This is a genomic window from Mycobacterium sp. DBP42 (assembly GCF_005924235.1).
Taxonomy (GTDB): domain Bacteria; phylum Actinomycetota; class Actinomycetes; order Mycobacteriales; family Mycobacteriaceae; genus Mycobacterium; species Mycobacterium syngnathidarum.
The window spans coordinates 264,598-284,703 of sequence record NZ_VCMY01000003.1 but is presented as its reverse complement, the minus strand read 5'-3'; the positions used below and the strand labels follow the sequence as shown (position 1 = coordinate 284,703).

Here is a 20,106-nt window from a genome sequence, read left to right as displayed (position 1 = left end):
GCGTCCACCTCAATGTCACTACCATAGTTGCTTTTACTAATGACATGCGCCAGGGGAGGTGCACCGATGACTGCCGAAGCCCAGCTCACCCGCGCGACCGCCGACAACCACTTCCGGCTCGGCCTACTGTTCGCCGTCAGCTCCGCGCTCGCGTTCGGCTCCTCGGGCCCCTTCGCGAAAGCCCTGATGGAATCCGGCTGGAGCCCTACCGCGGCGGTCACGGCCCGACTCGCCGGCGGCGCGGTCATGATGGCCGTCTTCGCCGGCATCGTCCGGCCCGGCTGGATCCACGAGGTGCTCGCCCACGCCAAGACCGTCATCGGCTACGGCCTGATCCCGATTGCCGGCGCGCAGCTGTGCTACTACAACGCCGTCGCACATCTGTCCGTCGGTGTGGCCCTGCTGCTGGAGTACACCGCACCCATCCTCGTCGTCGGCTGGATCTGGGCCACTACCCGTCACCGCCCCAGTGCCATGACCTTCGGCGGCGTGGCGGTCGCGATCGCAGGCATCGTCCTGGTGCTCGACGTGTTCAGCGGCGCCGAGATCAACGTCACCGGCGTGGCCTGGGGTCTGGCCGCCGCGGTGTGCGCCGCCTGCTACTTCATGATGTCCAACCAGGCCGGCGCCGACGGCGACGGATTCAGCCCGATCAGCCTGGCCGCCGGCGGCCTGATCATCGGCACCGCGGCCGTGGCGTTCCTCGGCGTCGCCGGCGTGATGCCGCTGACATTCACCACCAACCCCGTCACCCTGGCCGGCCACACCACGGCATGGCTCGTGCCGGTGATCGCCCTGGGCCTGATCCCCACCGCCCTGGCCTACACCCTGGGCATCGTCGGGATCGCCAGGCTCCAGCCGCGCTTCGCCTCCCTGGTCGGGCTGTCCGAAGTGCTGTTCGCGGTCCTGATCGCGTGGATCATGCTCGGCGAGGCCATGTCGGTGAGCCAGGCGATCGGCGGGGCGGTGGTGCTGGCGGGTCTGGCTGTGGCCCGCCAGGGCGACCGCAGCGAGCAGGCGAACCCGGAGGCGGACGCCGCCACCCAGGTCGAGCTCGCGACCTGGCCCGATCTGGCCCTGCAGGAGACGACGGACCAGGCAAACGATTAGCCGCGGCTAACGATTTTGTGTGAATATGTCCCCCGTGAGTCTCCTCCGGAAGTCGGCCCGGGTGGCCGCGATCGTCTCAACCCTGGTCAGCGCAGCTTTCCCGCTGGCGCTCGCCGCGCCGGCCGCGGCGGCACCCTGCTCGGACGTCGAGGTCATCTTCGCCCGCGGCACCAACGACGCCCCCGGACTCGGCCGCCCAGGTCAAGCCTTCGCCGACGGGCTGAGCTCGCGGCTGGGAGGCCGCACCGTCAGCACCTATGCGGTGAACTACCCGGCCAGCTACGACTTCCTGGCCGCCGCCGACGGCGCCAACGACGCCGCCAATCGCATTGCCACGCTGGCGTCGTCCTGTCCCTCCACCCGAGTCGTTCTCGGTGGTTACTCACAGGGCGCCGCGGTCGTGGACATGCTGGCCGGCATCCCGCCGCTCGGCAACAAGGTCGGCGAGATCGGCTCAGCCCCGCCGCTCGCCGGCGACCTGGTGCCCCAGGTCGCCGCCGTGGCCGTGTTCGGCAACCCGTCGGCGAAGTTCGGCCTCCCGATCACTTCGTCGGTGTTCGGCGGCAAGGCGATCGATCTGTGCAAGGACGGCGATCCGATCTGTTCCCGCGGCCGGAACCCATTCGCACACAGCGACTACGTGACCTCCGGCATGGCGGATCAGGCCGCAAACTTCGTCGCGGGAATCGTCTAGTCCCGGGAGACGTTAGGATTCGGTGTGGCCATTGATCTTGTTCGTCGCTGCACCGTGCTCCTGGCGGCCGGGCTGACCGCCGCCGCCGCGTTCGTCGCACCGGTCGTGGTGCCCGCCATGTCGCCGGCGCTGCCGACGGCCTCGGCAGCCTGCCCCGACATCGAGGTGGTCTTCGCCCGCGGCACCAATGACACCCCCGGCCTGGGCCGGATCGGCAATGCGTTCGTCAGTTCGCTGCGCAACAAGGTCGGCGGCCGTTCCGTCGGCGCGTACGCGGTGAACTATCCCGCCAGCTTCGACTTCCTGGCCGCGGCAGGCGGCGCCAACGATGCCTCCGGCCACATCCAGTGGATGGTGGACAACTGCCCCGCCACCCGCCTGGTGCTCGGTGGCTACTCCCAGGGCGCGGCCGTGATCGATGTGATCGCCGCCGTCCCCTTCCCGGCCGTCGGCTTCACCGCACCACTGCCGCCGAACGTCCCCGAACACGTCGCCGCCGTCGCGGTCTTCGGCAACCCGTCGGCCAAGCTCGGCCTGCCGATGACCGCCAGCCCGGTATACGGGTCTCGGGCGATCGACCTGTGCAACCCCGGCGACCCGATCTGCGGCGACGGCGAAAGCGTCTCGGCACACCGGGCGTACGAAGGTCCGGCCAACGATGCCGCGAACTTCGTGGCAGGCCTGTTGTAGTCGGCGTCCGCTACGATCGCTGAGGTGGTCGAACATTCCACCCAATACCACGCCGCCCGACCGATTCGGCGCTGGATCGGTCTGGCCGCGATCATCGCGGCAGCGGTAGCCCTTCTGCCGGTCATCTCTGCCGGCCATACCGGTTCGGTAGCGGTGGCAAACGCCGCCCCATGCCCCCCGGTCGAGGTGGTGTTCGCCCGCGGTCGTACCGAACCCGCCGGCGTCGGCACCCTCGGGAACGCGTTCGTGAGTGCGCTGCGGGCCAAGACCAACAAGAACATCGGCGTCTACGCCGTCCGATACCCGGCGGACAACGAAGTCGACATCGGGGCCAACGACATGAGCGGCCACATCCAGTACATGATGAACACCTGCCCGGACACCCGGTTGGTGGTCGGCGGGTACTCGCTGGGTGCGGCCGTCGCCGACGTGGTGCTGGCCGTGCCGTTCACGGGCTTCGGTTTCAAGACTCCGCTCGCCGCAGGCGCCGACGGCCACATCGCCGCGGTCGCCCTGTTCGGCAATGGCGCCGCGTGGGTCGGTCCCATCACCCGCTTCAGCCCGGTCTACGCCGACCGGACCATCGAGTTATGCCATGGTGCCGATCCCATCTGCAATCCGGCCGATCCCGACACGTGGAAGAACAACTGGCCCGATCACCTGGCCGGCGCCTACATCGACGGCGGGATGGTCAACCAGGCCGCGGATTTCGTGGCCGGGCGCCTCTGACACGTACCCACTTCGTCGCTGGATCGTTGCCGAACCGGCACCCATTCTCGACGGCACCGTAAATACCATCTAACCCGTGATCGGCCGCCGCATGTCGGCCGCAGTGATCACCGCTTTGACTACCGTTGTGGCACCAATAGCGGTGGCGCCCAGCATGATCGGCGCTGCAAATGCCGCCACGTGTCCTCCGGCGGAGGTGGTGTTCGCCCGCGGCCGCATGGAGCCCCCAGGCCCCGGACAAGTCGGTGCCTCGTTCGTCAACGCGCTGCGCACGCTGCGCGGGCCGAACATCGCCCTCTATCCGGTGAAATACCCGGCCGACACCCAGGTCGACGTGGGCGCCAATGACATGAGCCGCCACGTGCAGTGGATGATGCGCAACTGCCCGAGAACCCGGCTCATACTGGGCGGCTACTCGCTCGGAGCGGCTGCCACCGACCTTGTTCTGGCCATGCCGATACGGGCGTTCACCTTCACCAGTCCGCTGCCCGCCGGCGCCGAACGTCACGTGGCGGCAGTGGCACTGTTCGGTAACGGTGCCAACTGGGCCGCGCCGATCACGCTGTTGAATCCGGCCTACCGCAACCGCACGATCGACCTGTGCCACTCCGATGATCCGATCTGCAACCCGAGCAGCCCGTACAACTGGCGGGCCGGCTGGCAGGATCACCTGGCGCCCGGCTACATCCGGTCCGGAATGGTGGCCCAGGCGGCCAGATTCGTCTCCGCGCGCCTCTGAGGGCTGTGGATAACTTGCGGCCTGGCGTTCCGAATTGTCAGGGGACCCGCCGATGCTTGGCCCATGAACCAACCATTCCTCGGCGGGTTTCCCGGGCGTCAGCCCAGTCCGTTCCTGGGTAGCGACGCGCTAGGTTCCGGCGTGCTCACTGTGCACCAACTACGCAAGAATTATCGTGCCGTGTACCGCAACGTGTATCTGGCCAAGGACGTAGCCCTCTCACCACTGCTTCGGGCACAGGCGGCGTGGCTGTTCACCGGGCCCGATGCGGTCTTGAGCGGGATTTCAGCCGCGGCCGTGTACGGAACCCAGTGGCTGAACGTCAACGCCCCGGCCGAGGTCGTGCGAGCCAACTGCCACGCGCCGGACGGGCTCCGCGTTCGATCGTATGCCCTTGCACCAGAACACATCCGCGAGGTCGACGGGATGCGGGTCACTACTGTTGCCCGGACTGCTTTCGATCTTGGTCGCCTGTTGCCGAACACCGAAGCAGTGCCCGTGTTGGATGCGCTGATGAACAAGACCAAGATCGACCCTGACGCGATATGGCGTTTGGTCGAGGAAAATCCAGGGATTCGAGGCATTGACCGCCTTCGAATGTCGCTGGCACAGGCCGACGGCGGAGCCGAATCCCCGTTCGAGACGCAGACTCGACTCTTGCTCCGAAACACCGCCGTGCCGGGACTCGAGACTCAGATCCCGTTCTACGACGAGTGGGGTCTGGTGTGTACCCGAGCGACGATGGGCTGGCGCCGATGGAAAGTGGCGGTCGAGTGCGACGACGAACGGGATTCCACGGAGCATCGAACGTGGGTGCATTCGCACACTGCCGACCTCGAATCGCGCGGCTGGGTCGTGGTGTGGGTGACCAAGGCGATGATCTCCGGCAGGCGCAGCATCGTGCGGCGAGTGCAGCAGAAACTGTGGGCCGCACGGCGCGCGCAGTACGGCTGAAGGTCCGTCCGCCGCCACTGTGACGAACCTGCAGCCTGTTGCGCCAGAACTGCGGAATTGCCGCAGAATCTTGCAGTTTCGCCACAGTGTTCCGGAGCGACATATGCCGGGGGCGGCCGCGGCTGCACAGAAAGTCAGAGCGTACGCAGGTCCCTGGTGACGACGTTCCTGGCGGCCATTTCGTCATCGGGCGGATAATCGACCCGCACCAGGGTGAGCCCACGGGCGGGGGCCGCGGCGAAATCACTGGACCGACTCGTCTCGGTGAGCAGCCCGGCGGTCCACTCAGGTGGCCGCCTGCCCTCCCCGACTGCCAGCAGCGCACCGACCAACGAGCGAACCATGTTCCAGCAGAACGCATCCGCAGTGACATACGCCGTCACGTAGAACCCGTCTCGCAGCCAATCCAGCCGCTGCAGGTCACGGATCGTGGTTGCCCCTGGCCGATGGCGACAGAACGCCGCAAAATCGTTGAGCCCGACCAACTCCCGCGACGCGGCTGCCATCGCATCAAGGTCGAGAGGCTTTGACCACGGTGTGACGAACCGCGCTTCGGCCGGCTCCACGCCGTAAGGCGCGAGACTCAGCCGGTAGGTGTAGTGGCGGCGCAATGCCGAGAACCTGGCGTCGAAACCCGCAGGAGCCCGCACGATGTCGCGGATCCGGACATCGGTCGGCAGCAATCGCGCCAAACGCCGCACCAGCGGTGTGAATTCAGCGTCGCCCGGGCGGGTGGTTCGGGGGTACGCGTGGGCGAGCGCATCGACAGGGATGTCGACGTGTGCCACCTGGCCGGTGGCGTGTACCCCGGTATCGGTACGTCCCGCGGTGCGCGTCACCACGGGCGTACGGAACACCGTCGAAAGGCCTTCGTCGATCACCCCGGCGACGGTGCGCTGACCGGCCTGCACCGCCCAGCCGGCGAAATCGGTGCCGTCGTAGGCAACGTCGAGCCGCAGGCGGACTAATGCGACATGCCCGCCACCGGAATCGATGGCGGGCATGTCGTTCGATGCCTGACTAGGACTTGGCTTCATCCTCAGAAGCTGCCTCGTCGGCCGGAGCCTCTTCGGCAGCGGCCTCTTCGGCCTCGTCAGCCTTGGGAGCCTCGGCGGCCTTGGCCTGCGCGGCGGCGGCGCGACGAGCGCGGTCCGCCTCGGAGGTCACGGTCTTCTCCCGCACCAGCTCGATGACCGCCATAGGAGCGTTGTCGCCCTTACGGTTCTCGACCTTGATGATGCGGGTGTAGCCGCCCTCGCGATCGGCGAAGAAGGGGCCGATCTCGGCGAACAGGACGTGCACGACGTCCTTGTCGCGGATCTTCTTCATCACCTCGCGCCGGTTGTGCAGCTCACCCTTCTTGGCATGAGTGATCAGCTTCTCGGCGTACGGACGCAGCGCCCGGGCCTTAGGCTCGGTCGTCTTGATACGACCGTGCTCGAACAGCGAGGTGGCCAGGTTGGCCAGGATCGCCTTCTGGTGTGAGGACGACCCGCCGAGGCGAGCACCCTTGGTGGGCTTGGGCATTGCGACTATCTCCTAAATGGGGCCGGCCCCCGTATCAGGTAGGACCGGGACGAATGTTCTTCTGTGGAGCTGGTTTAGAGCTGTTCGGTCTCGGCGTAGTCCTGGGTGTCATCCAGGTCGTAGCCGGCGTCGCTGGTCCAGGTGCCGGTTGCGGCGTCGTAGCCGGCGACCTCCGACGGATCGAACGTGGCCGGGCTGTCCTTGAGCGAGAGACCCAGCTGGTGCAGCTTGATCTTCACCTCGTCGATGGACTTCTGGCCGAAGTTGCGGATGTCCAGCAGGTCGGACTCCGTGCGGGCGACGAGCTCGCCCACCGTGTGCACACCCTCGCGCTTGAGGCAGTTGTACGAACGGACGGTCAGGTCCAGGTCGTCGATCGGCAGCGCGAAGCTGGCGATGTGATCTGCCTCGGCCGGCGACGGTCCGATCTCGATGCCCTCGGCCTCGACGTTGAGTTCCCGTGCCAGACCGAACAGTTCGACCAAGGTCTTGCCGGCCGACGCCAGGGCGTCACGCGGGCTGATCGAGTTCTTGGTCTCGACATCGAGGATCAGCTTGTCGAAGTCGGTGCGCTGCTCGACGCGGGTGGCCTCGACCTTGTAGGTCACCTTCAGCACCGGGCTGTAGATGGAATCGACCGGGATACGGCCGATCTCGGCACCCGAGGCCTTGTTCTGCACGGCCGGGACATAGCCGCGACCGCGCTCGACGACGAGCTCGACCTCCAGCTTGCCCTTGTCGTTGAGGGTGGCGATGTGCATGTCCGGGTTGTGCACCGTCACACCGGCCGGGGGCACGATGTCACCGGCGGTGACCGCACCCGGGCCCTGCTTGCGCAGGTACATGGTGACCGGCTCGTCCTCTTCGGAGGACACGACCAGGCCCTTGAGGTTCAGGATGATGTCGGTGACGTCTTCCTTCACCCCGGGGACGGTGGTGAACTCGTGCAGCACACCGTCGATGCGGATGCTCGTGACCGCTGCGCCCGGGATGGACGACAGCAGCGTGCGCCGCAGCGAGTTACCCAGCGTGTAACCGAAACCGGGCTCCAACGGCTCGATGACGAACTTGGAGCGGTTGTCGGCGAGGGTTTCCTCGGACAGTGTGGGTCGCTGAGAGATCAGCATGGTGTTTCACTTCCTTTCGACGCCCGCTATATGACGTCTCTTGGGGGTTCTCGGGGGCGGAGCCCCCGAGGGTGTCATTACTTCGAGTAGAACTCGACGATGAGCTGTTCGGCCAGCGGCACCTGGATCTGGGCGCGCTCGGGCAGCTGGTGGACCAGGATGCGCTGACGCTCCCCGACGACCTGCAGCCACGACGGAACCGGGCGCTCACCAGCGGTCTGCCGAGCAACCTCGAACGGCAGGGTGTTGAGCGACTTCTCCTTGATGTCGATGATGTCGTACTGCGACACCCGGTAGCTCGGGATGTTCACCTTGACACCGTTGACGGTGAAGTGGCCGTGGCTGACCAGCTGACGGGCCATCCGCCGGGTCCGGGCCAGGCCCGCACGGTAGATGACGTTGTCCAGGCGGCTCTCCAGGATCTGCAGCAGGTTCTCACCGGTCTTACCCGACTGGCGGTTGGCCTCTTCGTAGTACTTGCGGAACTGCTTCTCCAGCACGCCGTAGGTGAAGCGAGCCTTCTGCTTCTCCTGCAGCTGGGTGCGGTATTCGCTCTCCTTGATCCGCGCACGGCCGTGCTGGCCGGGCGGGTAGGGGCGCTTCTCGAACGACTGATCGCCGCCGACCAGGTCGACGCCGAGACGACGCGACTTGCGGGTGGCGGGTCCGGTATAACGTGCCATTTTCTAGATCCTCCCTAGACCCGGCGCCGCTTGGGCGGACGGCAGCCGTTGTGCGGCTGCGGAGTGACGTCGGAAATCGCGCCCACCTCGAGGCCTGCGGCCTGCAGCGAGCGGATGGCGGTCTCGCGGCCCGAACCCGGACCCTTCACGAACACGTCGACCTTCTTCACGCCGTGCTCCTGCGCCTTGCGGGCAGCGTTCTCGGCGGCCAGCTGTGCGGCGAACGGGGTCGACTTGCGCGAACCCTTGAAGCCGACGTGACCCGACGACGCCCAGGCGATGACGTTGCCCTGGGGATCGGTGATCGAGACGATCGTGTTGTTGAACGTGCTCTTGATGTGAGCGGCGCCGTGCGGGACGTTCTTCTTTTCCCGGCGACGGGTGGTCTTGCCGCGCTTGGCGCCCGCGGCCTTCTTCGGTGGTGCCATCGGGGTTACCTAGCCTTCTTCTTGCCGGCGATGGTGCGCTTCGGGCCCTTGCGGGTGCGCGCGTTGGTCTTGGTCCGCTGGCCGCGCACCGGCAGACCGCGGCGGTGCCGCAGGCCCTGGTAGCAGCCGATCTCGATCTTGCGGCGAATGTCGGCCTGCACTTCGCGGCGCAGGTCACCCTCAACCTTGAGGTTGCCTTCGATGTAATCGCGCAAGATGGTCACCTGATCGTCGGTCAGGTCCTTGGTGCGCATGTTCTTGTCGATGCCCGTCGCGGCGAGAATCTCGTTCGAACGGGTACGGCCGACGCCGTAGATGTAGGTCAGCGCGATCTCCATGCGCTTGTCGCGCGGAAGATCAACGCCCACGAGGCGTGCCATGTGGCGGTTTCCTTTTCTCTGCGGAGGTCTGGTCCCAGCCCGTTCCCTCCAGCCCCTAAGGGCTCTGCAGGGGTCCGGCCTCCGTGCCGGACGTGGATGAAGTGCTCATCGCGATTGAACGGCCTATCCGTTCAGTGGTGCTGGGAGTTCATCATTCAGTTGTGTTGCGATCGGTCAGCGCTCGGCTGACAGATCAGCCCTGCCGCTGCTTGTGGCGGGGATCGCTGCAGATCACCATGACCCGCCCATGCCGGCGGATCACCCTGCACTTATCGCAGATGGGCTTGACGCTCGGGTTCACCTTCACGGCTGTTTCGATCCTTCTGGCTTGTTGGTGTCGCGCAGGCGCGCACGTCACCGTTTCTCGTCGTTACTGGTCGGGCTTCTATCGGGTCACTTGTACCGGTACACGATGCGGCCCCGGGACAGGTCGTATGGAGAGAGCTCCACCACTACCCGGTCCTCGGGCAGGATGCGGATGTAGTGCTGCCGCATCTTGCCGCTGATGTGGGCCAAGACCTTGTGTCCGTTCTCCAGCTCAATGCGGAACATCGCATTGGGCAGAGGTTCGACCACGCGACCCTCGACCTCGATGGCACCGTCTTTCTTGGCCATACTTTTCGGCGATCCTTGCTTTCGTTTCGTAGCTTCATCAGTCACAATGCAGCCCGTCGTGCTGCGGAAACCGACCAACTTCAAAACGTGAGCCGGATCGAGGCGGACTTGCAGAAACTCAGCAGTTCCAAGACGGGGCACGCAAAAAGTCGGCGCGATAGCCGCACCGTTGGTCCACAATACCCGTTCATCGGGCTGTACCAAAATCACGGCTGATCAGCTCTGGCCTGCCAGATCCGGGCCGAAGATTGGTGCGCGGCGCGGCCGCGAACCAGGCGAGAATAGTACGAACTGATCCGCACCCGCCGAACGGAGACCGCGAGCACGTGATGGTTGTGTATCTGGCCGCGTTCGTCGTCGGCGGCATCGCTGTACTGGCGGCCCTACTGCTCGCCGACGTCGGACACGGCGACGGAATGCCGTTCCTGAGCCTGACCGGACTGTCGGTCGCCCTGCTCGGCGCCGGCACCGGAGGCCTGATCGGCACCTGGCTGGGGTTGGGCTCCGTCTGGTCGGCAGCTCTGGCCGCGGCCTGCGCCGTGGTGCTGGTGTTCATTCTCAATGGTCTGCTGTTGCCCTACCTGCGCCGCCAGCAGTCCAACTCCCATCGCGGTCGATCTTCTTATGTCGGCCTGCTCGGCACGGTCACCCTCGAGGTTCCGCCGGGCGGCTGGGGCGAGGTGTCCTTCGTCGACGCCGACGGCAACCGGGTGTTCTCCCGGGCCAAGAGCGACGAGCCGGCGACGCTGCCCAAGGCCGCCCGCGTCTACATCGCCGACATCGATCCCGACTTCGTCCATGTCGTCGCAGTTCCAGAGACCTGAGCTGTTCCCGAGCACTGACCCACCGAGAAAGGCACAACCGTGTCCCTGCTGCTCATCGTCGTCCTCGCCGCCATCGCCGCGATCCTGATCCTGGTGGTGTTGCCGTTGATCTACGTCAAGAACTACATCAAGGTGCCGCCCAACGAGGTGGCCGTGTTCACCGGGCGCGGCACACCCAAGGTGGTCCGCGGCGGTGCCCGGTTCCGGATGCCCGGTATCGAACGCGTCGACATCATGAGCCTGGAACCGTTCAACGTCAGCATCAACCTGCAGAACGCGCTGTCCAACAACGGCGTGCCGGTCAACGTCGAAGCCGTCGGCCTGGTCCGCATCGGCTCGGCAGACGAGGCCGTGCAGACCGCGGTGCAGCGCTTCCTGACCTCCGACCTCAACGAGCTGCAGCGTCAGATCAACGAGATCCTGGCCGGTTCACTGCGCGGCATCACCGCGACCATGACCGTCGAAGACCTCAACTCCAACCGCGACAGCCTGGCCCGCAGCGTGGTCGAGGAGGCCGGCGGTGACCTGGCCCGCATCGGCATGGAGGTCGACGTCCTCAAGATCGCCGGCATCTCCGACGCCAACGACTACCTGAAGTCCCTCGGCCAGCGCCGCATCGCCGAGGTCAAGCGGGATGCCACCGTCGGCACCGCCGAAGCCGAGCGCGACGCCCAGATCCAGTCGGCCAAGGCCCGCCAGGAAGGGTCGATCGCGCAGGCCGAGGCCGACACCGCGATCGCCACCGCCAACCAGAAGCGCGACGTCGAGCTGGCCCGGCTGCGCGCGCAGACCGAGGCCGAGAACGCCCAGGCCGACCAGGCCGGACCGCTGGCCAACGCCCGCGCCCAGAAGGACGTCGGCATCGCCACCGAACAGGCCGAGGCCGCCCGGGTGCAGGCACGCATCGAAGTGGAGCAGCGCCGCGCCGAGCAGGCGCAGGCCGCGCTGCAGGCCGACGTGATCGCGCCGGCGGAGGCGAAACGGCAGGCCGACATCGCGATCGCCGAAGGCCAGCGTCAGTCCACGATCCTGGCCGCCGAGGCGGCTGCCGAGACCGAGCGGCGCAAGGGCCAGGCCGAGGCCGACGCCCGTAAAGCCGCCGCCGATGCGCTGCGGGTGGAGAAGCAGGCCGAGGCGGACAGCCTGCAGGCCAAGCTGGTCGCCGAGGCCGCCGGTAAGAAGGAGCTGGCCGACGCGCTGCGCGTCGAACAGCAGGCCGAGGCCGCCGGTATCGAGGCCAAGCTGCTGGCCGAGGCCAACGGTAAGAAGGAGATCGCCGCGGCACTCAACGGCTACTCGGCCGAGGCCGCGCGCCTGCTGATGCTGCCCGACGTGCTGGCCTCTGTGGTCAAGGCGACCGAGGCCGCGGCCGCCCCGCTGGCCGAGATCGACCGGCTGTCGATCATCGGCGGGGCAAACGACACCCAGGGCGCGGTCGGCGGCCTGCTGGGCATCAGCCCGCTGGCGGTGGCCAACATCTTGGAGTCGCTGAAGGCCTCCGGCATCGACGTGGCGTCCATGCTGCAGGGGTCCAATGCGAGCAACGGGGACAGCGCACACCCGAGCTGAGAAAACTGCTGGCGGCGGGGCGCATAATTACTAGCGATGACTGGCCCCGCCTCCCAGCCCCGTAAACCCGTAATCCTGACCGTCGACGACGATCCCGCGGTCTCGCGCGCCGTCGCCCGGGATCTGCGCCGCCACTACGGCGAGCGCTACCGGATCGTGCGTGCCGAATCCGGCCCGGACGCCCTGGAAACCCTCAACGAGTTGAAGCTGCGCGGCGACGTTGTCGCGGTGTTCGTCGCCGACTACCGGATGCCGCAGATGAGCGGCATCGAGTTCCTCGAATCCGCGATGGACCTCTACCCGATGGCCCGGCGCGTGCTGTTGACGGCGTACGCCGACACCACCGCGGCCATCGACGCCATCAACGTCGTCGACCTCGACCACTACCTGCTCAAGCCGTGGGATCCGCCCGAGGAGAAGCTCTATCCCGTCGTCGACGGCCTTCTGGAGGCCTGGCACGCCGTCGGCGACCGGGCCATCCCGCACACCAAGGTGATCGGGCACCAGTGGAGTTCGCGGTCCTGGGAGGTGCGCCAGTTCCTGGCCCGTAACCAGCACACGTTCCGGGCGTTCACCTCCGACGAATCCACGGGCCGTCAGCTTCTGGATGCCGCCGGATTGGACGGTCTGCAACTGCCGGTGGTGATCACCGAGGGGGGTGAGACCCTGGTCGAACCCAGTGACGGCGAGCTGGCCGACATGCTGGGGTTGTCGACCACCCCGTCGCTGACCATGTATGACCTCGCGGTGATCGGCGGCGGTCCGGCGGGTCTGGCCGCGGCGGTCTACGGCGCCTCGGAGGGGCTCAAGACTGTGCTGATCGAGGGCACCACCACAGGCGGGCAGGCCGGCCGCAGTTCCCGGATCGAGAACTACCTGGGCTTCCCGACCGGAGTGTCGGGCGCGGAACTGGCCACCTCGGCGCGCCGGCAGGCCGAGCGGTTCGGCGCCGAGGTGATCACCACTCGCGAGGCCGTCGCGCTCGACATCGCCGGCGCGGCTCGCACCATCACCTTCGCCGACGGCGAGACCATCGGTGCGCGCGCGGTGATCCTGGCCACCGGTGTCGAGTACCGCCAGCTCCCGGTGCCGGGCTGTTGGGCCGATCCCGACAACCCGAACAACTACGTGGGCCGGGGCGTGTACTACGGCGCCTCGGTGTCCGACGCGTCCGAATGCAAGGGCGAGGACGTCTACATCGTCGGCGGCGCCAACTCGGCCGGGCAGGCCGCGATGTTCATGTCGCGCGAGGCCAAGTCGGTGACGCTGCTGGTGCGCGGTCCGTCGTTGGAAGCCTCGATGTCGTACTACCTGATCCAGCAGATCGAACAGACGCCCAACATCTTCGTGCGCACCTGCACCGAGGTGGTCAGCGCCATCGGCGAAGACGATCATCTGGTGGGCTTGGAGCTGGTGAACCGGCAGACGGGCGAGCACGAGGAAGTCCCCGCGACACGCCTGTGCTGCTTCATCGGAGCGACCCCGCGCACCGAGTGGCTCGACGGCGTGGTGGCCCGCGACGACCACGGTTTCATCCTGGCCGGTCCGGATCTGCGCGACGTGTGCGGCTGGTCCCTGGAACGTCCACCGCATCACCTGGAAACAAGTGTGCCCGGTGTGTTTGTTGCAGGAGATGTGCGTGCCGAGTCCGCCAAGCGGGTGGCTGCCGCCGTCGGCGAAGGGTCGATGGCCGTGATGCTCGTGCACCGGTACCTGGCAGAAGCGTGAGGAGCAACTGAAGATGGGCGAGACGTGCCTGCGGGACGAACTGCGGACGCTGTTCCTGTTCGAGCATCTGTCCGACGCGCAACTCGACACGTTGTGCCAGGCCGGCAGCATCGAGCGATTCCCCGCCGGCCCGATCGTCACCGAAGGTGATCCGGCCACGTGCTTCTACGTGATGCTCGACGGCGAACTGGTGATGTCGAAGCGATCCGGCGGCGTCGACATCCAGACCAACCGCACTTCGATGCGCGGTGTGTACTTCGGTGCCTGGTCGGCCTACATCCCGGGTGAGGAGCACATCTACGAAGCGTCGGTGCGCCTGACCAAGCCGTCGCGGGTGTTCGTGCTGGACGCCAACGCGTTCGCCGGCTTCATGCAGTCCCAGTTCCCGATGGCCGTGCACCTGCTCGAAGGCCACAAGGTCGGCGGTCGGCGCCAGAGCCAGATCATCGGTCAGCGCGAGAAACTGCTGGCCCTCGGCAACATCACCGCGGGGCTGACCCATCAGCTCAACAATCCGGCGGCGGCCACCGCGCGCGCCGTGGCCGACCTGCGCGAGGGCGTCGGCAAGATGCGGCACAAGCTGGCGATGCTGGCCGACGGCAAGTTCACCCCGCAGGCCCTGCGGATGCTTGTGACGATCCAGGACGAGGTCGCCGAGCAGGTCGCCAAGAACAAGGGGTTGGAGCTGACCGCGCTGGAGACGTCCGACCGCGAGGACGAGATGGGCGACTGGCTCGAGGACCACGACATCGTGGGTGCTTGGGACTATGCCCCGACCTTCGTCGAAGCCGGCCTCGACATCGACTGGCTGGAACGCATCTCGGGCTCCGTCGACGACGCGCTCAAGGACGGGGAGGCCTCGGCGACACTGCAGGCGGCTCTCGGCTGGCTCAAGTACACGATCGACACCGAGCTTCGGATGAACGAGATCGCCGAGGCGAGCAAGCGGATCTCGGCGTTGCTGGCCGGCGCCAAGCAGTACTCGCAGATGGACCGCGGCGACTACCAGAGCGCCGATGTCCACGAGCTGCTGCGCAGCACGCTGATGATGTTCGGCGACAAGATCGGTAAGGACAAGCCGGTCAGCCTGTGCAAGGACCTCGACAAGTCCCTTCCCGAATTACATTGCTACCCAGGCGATCTCAACCAGGTGTGGACCAACATCATCGACAACGCCATCCAGGCGATGGGTGGCCACGGCAGGCTGACGCTGCGCACCAGCCGCGAGACCGACGAGATGATCCGGGTGGAGATCTGCGACGACGGGCCGGGCATCCCCGCCGAAAACATCAGCCGGATCTTCACACCGTTCTTCACCACCAAACCGTTCGGCCAGGGCACTGGCCTGGGCCTGGATCTGGCCTGGCGCATCGTGGTGGAGAAGCATCATGGGGACCTGCGGGTGCAGTCCAAGCCGGGCGACACCCGCTTCATCGTGCTGTTGCCGTTGCAGGCACCCGTGCCCGAGACGCAGGCCTCCGAGGCAGAAGCTCAAGCGTCGGAGTAGTCCGTCGGCGCCCGGGCAACGCCGCCAGCGCCCCCATTGTCACGCTTTGTCACGCTGGAGCGGCGGTCGACCTCGAACGCCACGCTGGAGTGACAATGGGGGCGGCCACACGGCACACGCCACACGGCCAAGGCACAGATCCAGAGTGATCGGTTCGGAATAGCCCCCGACCAGAGCCGAGTTGAGAGGTTCATGACCCAGACCACTGCGGACACCAAGCCCGATCTCGGCACATTCGGCGCGTTCGGCCATTACGCGCAGTTCCAGCGCCTGTCGGCCGAGCAACTGCGCGACATCGAGGCGCTGGGCTACGGCGCGATCTGGGCCGGCGGGTCGCCACCTGCCGAGCTGGAGTGGATCGATCCGATCCTGGCCGCCACCACCACGTTGCAGTTGGCCACCGGGATCGTGAACATCTGGAGTGCGGCCGCCGGCCCGGTCGCCGAATCGTTTCACCGCATCGAGGCCGCCTACCCGGGCCGGTTCCTGCTGGGCATCGGCGTCGGGCACCGTGAGGTCATCGGCGAGTACCGCAAACCTCTCGACGCACTCACCGATTACCTCGACAAGCTCGACGAGTACGGCGTGCCGACGAACCGTCGGGTCGTGGCCGCACTCGGCCCGAAAGTGCTGGGGCTGTCGGCGGCTCGTTCGGCAGGTGCGCACCCGTATCTGACCACGCCGGAGCACACCGCACAGGCCCGCGAGCTGGTCGGGCCGGACGCGTTCCTGGCTCCCGAACACAAGGCGGTGCTCAGCACCGATGTGGAAAAGGCCCGATCGATCGGCCGCAAGGCGCTCGACCCTTACCTCGGTCTGACCAACTACTGCAACAACTTCAAGCGCCTCGGCTTCACCGATGAGGACCTGGCCAAACCGGGCAGTGACCGGTTCATCGACGCCGTCGTCGCGCATGGCACGGTGGACGAGGTGGCCGCGCGGCTGCGGCAGCATCGCGACGCCGGCGCCGATCACGTGCCTGTACAAGTGTTGACCAGACCCGACAAACTGGTATCGGCACTGGCCGAGCTCGCCGGGCCGCTCGGCCTGGCCTAGCGACCAAAACACCGCGCACCCAACAGACAAGGACTCGTAGATGACCGAATCGCTTTCGCTCAAGCCGGATCTGGGCCGCTACGGGGTGTGGACGTTCGGGGCGGTGGAGCCTGATCAGGCCGCCGAAATCGAGGGACTGGGTTACGGCGCACTGTGGGTGGGCGGGTCCCCCGCGGCCGACCTCTCGTTCGCCGAACCCATCCTGGAGCGCACCGAAGGTCTTCAGCTGGCCACCGGCATCGTCAACATCTGGACGGCCGAGGCCGAGGCGGTGGCCGAATCGTTTCATCGCATCGAATCGGCGCACCCCTGCCGATTCCTGCTGGGCGTCGGGGTCGGGCATCCCGAGCACACCGACGAGTACCGCAAACCTTACGACGCATTGGTGGAATATCTCGACGCCCTGGACGCAGCCAAGGTGCCGACCAGCCGGCTGGTGATCGCCGCACTGGGTGACAAGGTGCTGAAGCTGTCCGCCGGCCGCAGTGCGGGCGCGCACCCGTATCTGACCACCCCCGAGCACACCGCCCATGCCCGGGACGTGCTCGGTGAGTCGGTGTTCCTGGCCCCTGAACACAAGGTGGTGCTGAGCACCGACGGCGCGGCAGCACGCGCGATCGGGCGCGAGACGGTCGACTTCTACTTGAACCTCAGCAATTACCTCAACAACTGGCGTCGCCTCGGTTTCACCGAAGACGACATCGCCAAGCCGGGTAGCGACAAGCTGATCGACGCGGTCGTCGCGCATGGCACTGCCGAGAACATCGCCGCGCGCCTGCGACAGCACGTCGCCAACGGCGCCGACCATGTGGCAATCCAAGTCCTCGGCGGGCCGGACAAACTGATCCCGACACTGACCGAATTGGCCGGGCCGCTGGGTCTGAAGGGCTGACCTGCCGGCCGGTTAGGGTTGGCGCATGCGGTTACTGGTCACCGGCGGCGCCGGGTTCATCGGCGCGAACTTCGTACGCCTCGCCGTCAACGACGCACTGACCACCTCGGTGACCGTGCTCGATGCCATGACGTACGCGGGCAGCCGAGAGTCCCTGGCGGCGGTGGCCGACCAGATCCGGCTGGTGCAAGGCGATGTCGCCGATGCACCTCTGGTACATCAGCTGGTCGGCGAGGCCGACGCCGTGGTGCACTTCGCCGCGGAGACCCACGTCGACAATGCCCTGGCCAACCCGGAACCGTTCCTGCAGAGCAACGTGGTCGGTACGTTCACGGTGCTGGAGGCGGCGCGCGCGCACGGAGCCCGTCTGCACCACATCTCCACCGACGAGGTGTACGGCGACCTTGAGCTCGACGATCCGGCCCGGTTCACCGAGGGCACGCCGTACAACCCGTCGAGCCCGTACTCGTCGACCAAGGCTGCCGCCGACCTGCTGGTGCGGGCCTGGCTGCGGTCGTACCGGGTGCGCGCCACGATCTCGAACTGCTCGAACAACTACGGCCCCTATCAGCACGTGGAGAAGTTCATCCCGCGCCAGATCACCAACGTCCTCACCGGCAGGCGCCCCAAGCTCTACGGATCCGGAGCCAATGTCCGCGACTGGATCCACGTCGACGACCACAACCGCGCGGTGTGGCAGATCCTGAAGAACGGCCGCATCGGGCAGACGTATCTGATCGGCGCGGAATGCGAGCGCAGTAATCTCACGGTGATGCGCACCCTGCTGCGTTTGATGGACCGCGACCCGGACGACTTCGACCACGTCACCGATCGGGAGGGCCACGATCTGCGTTATGCCATCGATCCGTCGACCCTGCACGGCGAACTGGGCTGGGCGCCCGAACACACCGATTTCGACGAGGGCTTGGCGGCCACCATCGACTGGTACCGCGACAACGAATCCTGGTGGGGTCCTTTGAAAGACAACGTGGAGACCAACTACTCGGAGCGCGGCCAGTGACCGCGCGGGAACTGACCGTTCCCGGCGCCTGGGAGATCACACCCAAGCTGCACGGCGACACGCGCGGACTGTTCTTCGAATGGTTCACCGAGGCCGGATTCGCCGAGATGACCGGGCACCGCTTCGACGTACGGCAGGTCAACTGTTCGGTGTCGGCGGCCGGGGTGCTGCGCGGCGTGCATTTCGCCGAAGTGCCGCCCAGCCAGGCCAAATACGTGACGTGCGTGCGCGGCGCCGTGCTCGATGTGGTGGTCGACATCCGGGTCGGCTCCCCGACCTTCGGGCAGTGGGATTCGGTCCTGCTGGACGATCAGACCCGACGTTCGGTCTACCTGTCGGAGGGGCTTGGTCATGCTTTCCTTGCGCTGCAAGATGATTCGACGGTGATGTACCTGTGTTCGGCGCCGTACGCCCCGGAGCGCGAGCACACCATCTTGGCCACGGATTTCGGGATCGACTGGCCGATCGAAGGCGAGCCGGTGTTGTCCGAGCGTGACGCGGCCGCCCCGACCCTCGAGCAGGTGCGTGCCGCGGGGCTGTTGCCTAGGTGGGACGAGACCCGCGCGTTCGTCGACGAGCTGCGCGCCCGGCCCCCCGCCTGACGGTCCGCGACGGCGGATCACCGAACGAGGTCAGTGCCCCTCGAGAACCAGTGCCGAGTGCAGCAGCTTGTGGTCCAGGGCGTGGGCGGTCACCCCGCCCCGGCCGGTCACGGTCTCGGCGGCCACCAACGCGTTGACGATGGCCTCCTCGGTGGCTTCGATGGCCAGGTCGAACAGCCTGGTCATCAACTGAGGCGCCACCATACGCACCGCGATCTCGGGCCGGTTGGCGTCGGGGTTCTCGTCCCATCCGTACGGTGGGATGCCCCGGTTGCCGGTGGAGAAAGCCAGCATCAGATCACCGCTGTACTGCTCCCCGCTGCCACCGACTCGGCCGACGGCCAGCGCGGACCGTTGCGCGAGCCGGGTGCACTGATGCGGTAGCAACGGCGCGTCGGTGGCGACCACCACGATGATCGACCCCGATCCCGCCGGATAAGGGATCGGCAGGTCGGGGGTCGGCACCAGCTCGGGTCCGACCATTTCTCCGACGGGCACCCCGTTGACCCGAAGACGTTCCCGCCGGCCATGATTGGCTTGGACGAGCACTCCGACGGTGTAGGTCCCGGCCACCGTGTCGGTGACCCGGGAGGCCGTTCCGATCCCGCCTTTGAAGCCGTGGCAGATCATGCCGGTCCCGCCGCCGACGTTGCCTTCGGCGACCGGGCCGCTCGTGGCTTCGGCCAGCGCCGCGGCGACGTGCTCTGGGCGGACGTGGTAGCCGTTGATGTCGTTGAGCAAGCCGTCGTAGGTCTCCCCCACCACCGGCAGTGACCAGTACAGGCCCTCGCCGCGGGTCTGGACCTGGGCCTGGACGAGGGTGTCCCGCACGACACCGACGCTGTGGGTGTTGGTCAGCGCGATCGGTGAGGTGAGCTCGCCGGATTCGCGGATCCATTCCAGGCCGGTGAGTTCGCCGCTGCCGTTGAGCCGGTGCGCACCGGCGAACAGCGGCTCGGTGAAGATTCCCGGGTGCGGGATCACGACGGTGACGCCGGTGTTGACCGGGTGGGGCCCGGGACGCTGGATCGTGGTGTGGCCGACGCGCACGCCGGCCACGTCGGTGATCGCGTTGTCGGGTCCCGTGGGATGTTCGCCGATCACGACGCCGATGTCACGGGCACGGGGACGCCGCGAGGCGCAGTCCAGCATGCATCCTCCGGAAAGTTCTGACGAAATTGTTTTCAAGATTGGAAAATAATGGCGCCGGGCAACCACCGGCGTCAACCGA

23 protein-coding genes are annotated in these 20,106 nt (G+C 66.9%); 14 read left to right on the top strand and 9 right to left on the bottom strand.

The window, feature by feature from the left end; translation table 11 throughout:
• Positions 1–66 precede the first annotated feature (66 nt).
• The 6 genes from E0T84_RS05600 to E0T84_RS05575 all read left to right on the top strand — a co-directional run bounded on the left by E0T84_RS05600 (position 67) and on the right by E0T84_RS05575 (position 4,916).
• The gene (locus E0T84_RS05600; RefSeq protein WP_138743998.1) at positions 67–1,110 is read left to right on the top strand and encodes a DMT family transporter; all 1,044 of its coding nucleotides are present in this window, start codon (positions 67–69) and stop codon (positions 1,108–1,110) included.
• 25 nt (positions 1,111–1,135) lie between these two features.
• A complete protein-coding gene (locus E0T84_RS05595) occupies positions 1,136–1,804 on the top strand; it encodes a cutinase family protein (RefSeq protein ID WP_083284096.1) in 669 nt (222 codons plus the stop codon).
• Positions 1,805–1,828: 24 nt separating this feature from the next.
• On the top strand, positions 1,829–2,494 hold the full coding sequence (locus E0T84_RS05590) for a cutinase family protein (RefSeq protein WP_070186123.1): 666 nt from the start codon (positions 1,829–1,831) through the stop codon (positions 2,492–2,494).
• Positions 2,495–2,518: 24 nt separating this feature from the next.
• Entirely contained in the window at positions 2,519–3,223 is a 705-nt protein-coding gene (locus E0T84_RS05585) for a cutinase family protein (RefSeq protein ID WP_070186122.1), read from the top strand.
• A gap of 91 nt (positions 3,224–3,314) precedes the next feature.
• Positions 3,315–3,962 (top strand): cutinase family protein, encoded by a 648-nt coding sequence (locus E0T84_RS05580; protein ID WP_070944361.1) that lies wholly within the window; start codon positions 3,315–3,317, stop codon positions 3,960–3,962.
• A 63-nt stretch (positions 3,963–4,025) separates the two neighbouring features.
• Complete coding sequence (locus E0T84_RS05575; protein WP_070186121.1) at positions 4,026–4,916, top strand: hypothetical protein; 891 nt, start codon at positions 4,026–4,028, stop codon at positions 4,914–4,916.
• A 134-nt stretch (positions 4,917–5,050) separates the two neighbouring features.
• Here the strand turns inward: E0T84_RS05575 and truA are convergent, their stop codons facing one another.
• The 8 genes from truA to infA form a co-directional block, all read right to left on the bottom strand.
• The gene (truA, locus tag E0T84_RS05570) at positions 5,051–5,920 is read right to left on the bottom strand and encodes a tRNA pseudouridine(38-40) synthase TruA (protein WP_070186120.1); all 870 of its coding nucleotides are present in this window, start codon (positions 5,918–5,920) and stop codon (positions 5,051–5,053) included.
• A gap of 16 nt (positions 5,921–5,936) precedes the next feature.
• A complete protein-coding gene (gene rplQ / locus E0T84_RS05565) occupies positions 5,937–6,443 on the bottom strand; it encodes a 50S ribosomal protein L17 (RefSeq protein WP_070186119.1) in 507 nt (168 codons plus the stop codon).
• Between the two features lie 74 nt (positions 6,444–6,517).
• Positions 6,518–7,570: a DNA-directed RNA polymerase subunit alpha gene (locus E0T84_RS05560; RefSeq protein ID WP_004571526.1), complete on the bottom strand. Its 1,053-nt coding sequence runs from the start codon at positions 7,568–7,570 to the stop codon at positions 6,518–6,520.
• A 77-nt stretch (positions 7,571–7,647) separates the two neighbouring features.
• Positions 7,648–8,253, bottom strand: coding sequence for a 30S ribosomal protein S4 (rpsD, locus tag E0T84_RS05555; RefSeq protein ID WP_070186118.1), 606 nt, complete (start codon positions 8,251–8,253; stop codon positions 7,648–7,650).
• 14 nt (positions 8,254–8,267) lie between these two features.
• The gene (rpsK, locus tag E0T84_RS05550; protein WP_004571524.1) at positions 8,268–8,681 is read right to left on the bottom strand and encodes a 30S ribosomal protein S11; all 414 of its coding nucleotides are present in this window, start codon (positions 8,679–8,681) and stop codon (positions 8,268–8,270) included.
• A 5-nt stretch (positions 8,682–8,686) separates the two neighbouring features.
• Entirely contained in the window at positions 8,687–9,061 is a 375-nt protein-coding gene (gene rpsM / locus E0T84_RS05545; RefSeq protein WP_070186117.1) for a 30S ribosomal protein S13, read from the bottom strand.
• A gap of 193 nt (positions 9,062–9,254) precedes the next feature.
• Positions 9,255–9,368: a 50S ribosomal protein L36 gene (gene rpmJ / locus E0T84_RS05540; RefSeq protein WP_003879483.1), complete on the bottom strand. Its 114-nt coding sequence runs from the start codon at positions 9,366–9,368 to the stop codon at positions 9,255–9,257.
• A gap of 86 nt (positions 9,369–9,454) precedes the next feature.
• The gene (gene infA / locus E0T84_RS05535; RefSeq protein ID WP_003418601.1) at positions 9,455–9,676 is read right to left on the bottom strand and encodes a translation initiation factor IF-1; all 222 of its coding nucleotides are present in this window, start codon (positions 9,674–9,676) and stop codon (positions 9,455–9,457) included.
• Positions 9,677–10,005: 329 nt separating this feature from the next.
• Between infA and E0T84_RS05530 the strand changes: the two genes are divergently transcribed.
• The 8 genes from E0T84_RS05530 to E0T84_RS05495 all read left to right on the top strand — a co-directional run bounded on the left by E0T84_RS05530 (position 10,006) and on the right by E0T84_RS05495 (position 18,875).
• The gene (locus tag E0T84_RS05530) at positions 10,006–10,500 is read left to right on the top strand and encodes a hypothetical protein (protein ID WP_171054925.1); all 495 of its coding nucleotides are present in this window, start codon (positions 10,006–10,008) and stop codon (positions 10,498–10,500) included.
• A 39-nt stretch (positions 10,501–10,539) separates the two neighbouring features.
• Entirely contained in the window at positions 10,540–12,069 is a 1,530-nt protein-coding gene (locus E0T84_RS05525; RefSeq protein WP_138743996.1) for a flotillin family protein, read from the top strand.
• A 36-nt stretch (positions 12,070–12,105) separates the two neighbouring features.
• The gene (locus E0T84_RS05520; RefSeq protein WP_138743995.1) at positions 12,106–13,797 is read left to right on the top strand and encodes an FAD-dependent oxidoreductase; all 1,692 of its coding nucleotides are present in this window, start codon (positions 12,106–12,108) and stop codon (positions 13,795–13,797) included.
• Between the two features lie 13 nt (positions 13,798–13,810).
• Positions 13,811–15,304 carry an ATP-binding protein gene (locus E0T84_RS05515; protein WP_138743994.1) on the top strand — a complete coding sequence of 498 codons (1,494 nt, stop codon included), beginning with the start codon at positions 13,811–13,813 and terminating at the stop codon, positions 15,302–15,304.
• A gap of 192 nt (positions 15,305–15,496) precedes the next feature.
• Positions 15,497–16,360 carry an LLM class F420-dependent oxidoreductase gene (locus tag E0T84_RS05510; RefSeq protein WP_070186112.1) on the top strand — a complete coding sequence of 288 codons (864 nt, stop codon included), beginning with the start codon at positions 15,497–15,499 and terminating at the stop codon, positions 16,358–16,360.
• 40 nt (positions 16,361–16,400) lie between these two features.
• Complete coding sequence (locus E0T84_RS05505) at positions 16,401–17,252, top strand: LLM class F420-dependent oxidoreductase (RefSeq protein ID WP_138743993.1); 852 nt, start codon at positions 16,401–16,403, stop codon at positions 17,250–17,252.
• A 25-nt stretch (positions 17,253–17,277) separates the two neighbouring features.
• Entirely contained in the window at positions 17,278–18,273 is a 996-nt protein-coding gene (rfbB, locus tag E0T84_RS05500; protein ID WP_070186110.1) for a dTDP-glucose 4,6-dehydratase, read from the top strand.
• Positions 18,270–18,875, top strand: coding sequence for a dTDP-4-dehydrorhamnose 3,5-epimerase family protein (locus E0T84_RS05495; RefSeq protein ID WP_070186109.1), 606 nt, complete (start codon positions 18,270–18,272; stop codon positions 18,873–18,875). The genes rfbB and E0T84_RS05495 overlap by 4 nt, the downstream gene beginning before the upstream one ends.
• Before the next feature lie 30 nt (positions 18,876–18,905).
• On the opposite strand, the gene E0T84_RS05490 is transcribed toward E0T84_RS05495, so the two are convergent.
• Entirely contained in the window at positions 18,906–20,027 is a 1,122-nt protein-coding gene (locus E0T84_RS05490) for a P1 family peptidase (RefSeq protein WP_070186108.1), read from the bottom strand.
• Positions 20,028–20,106: the final 79 nt, after the last annotated feature.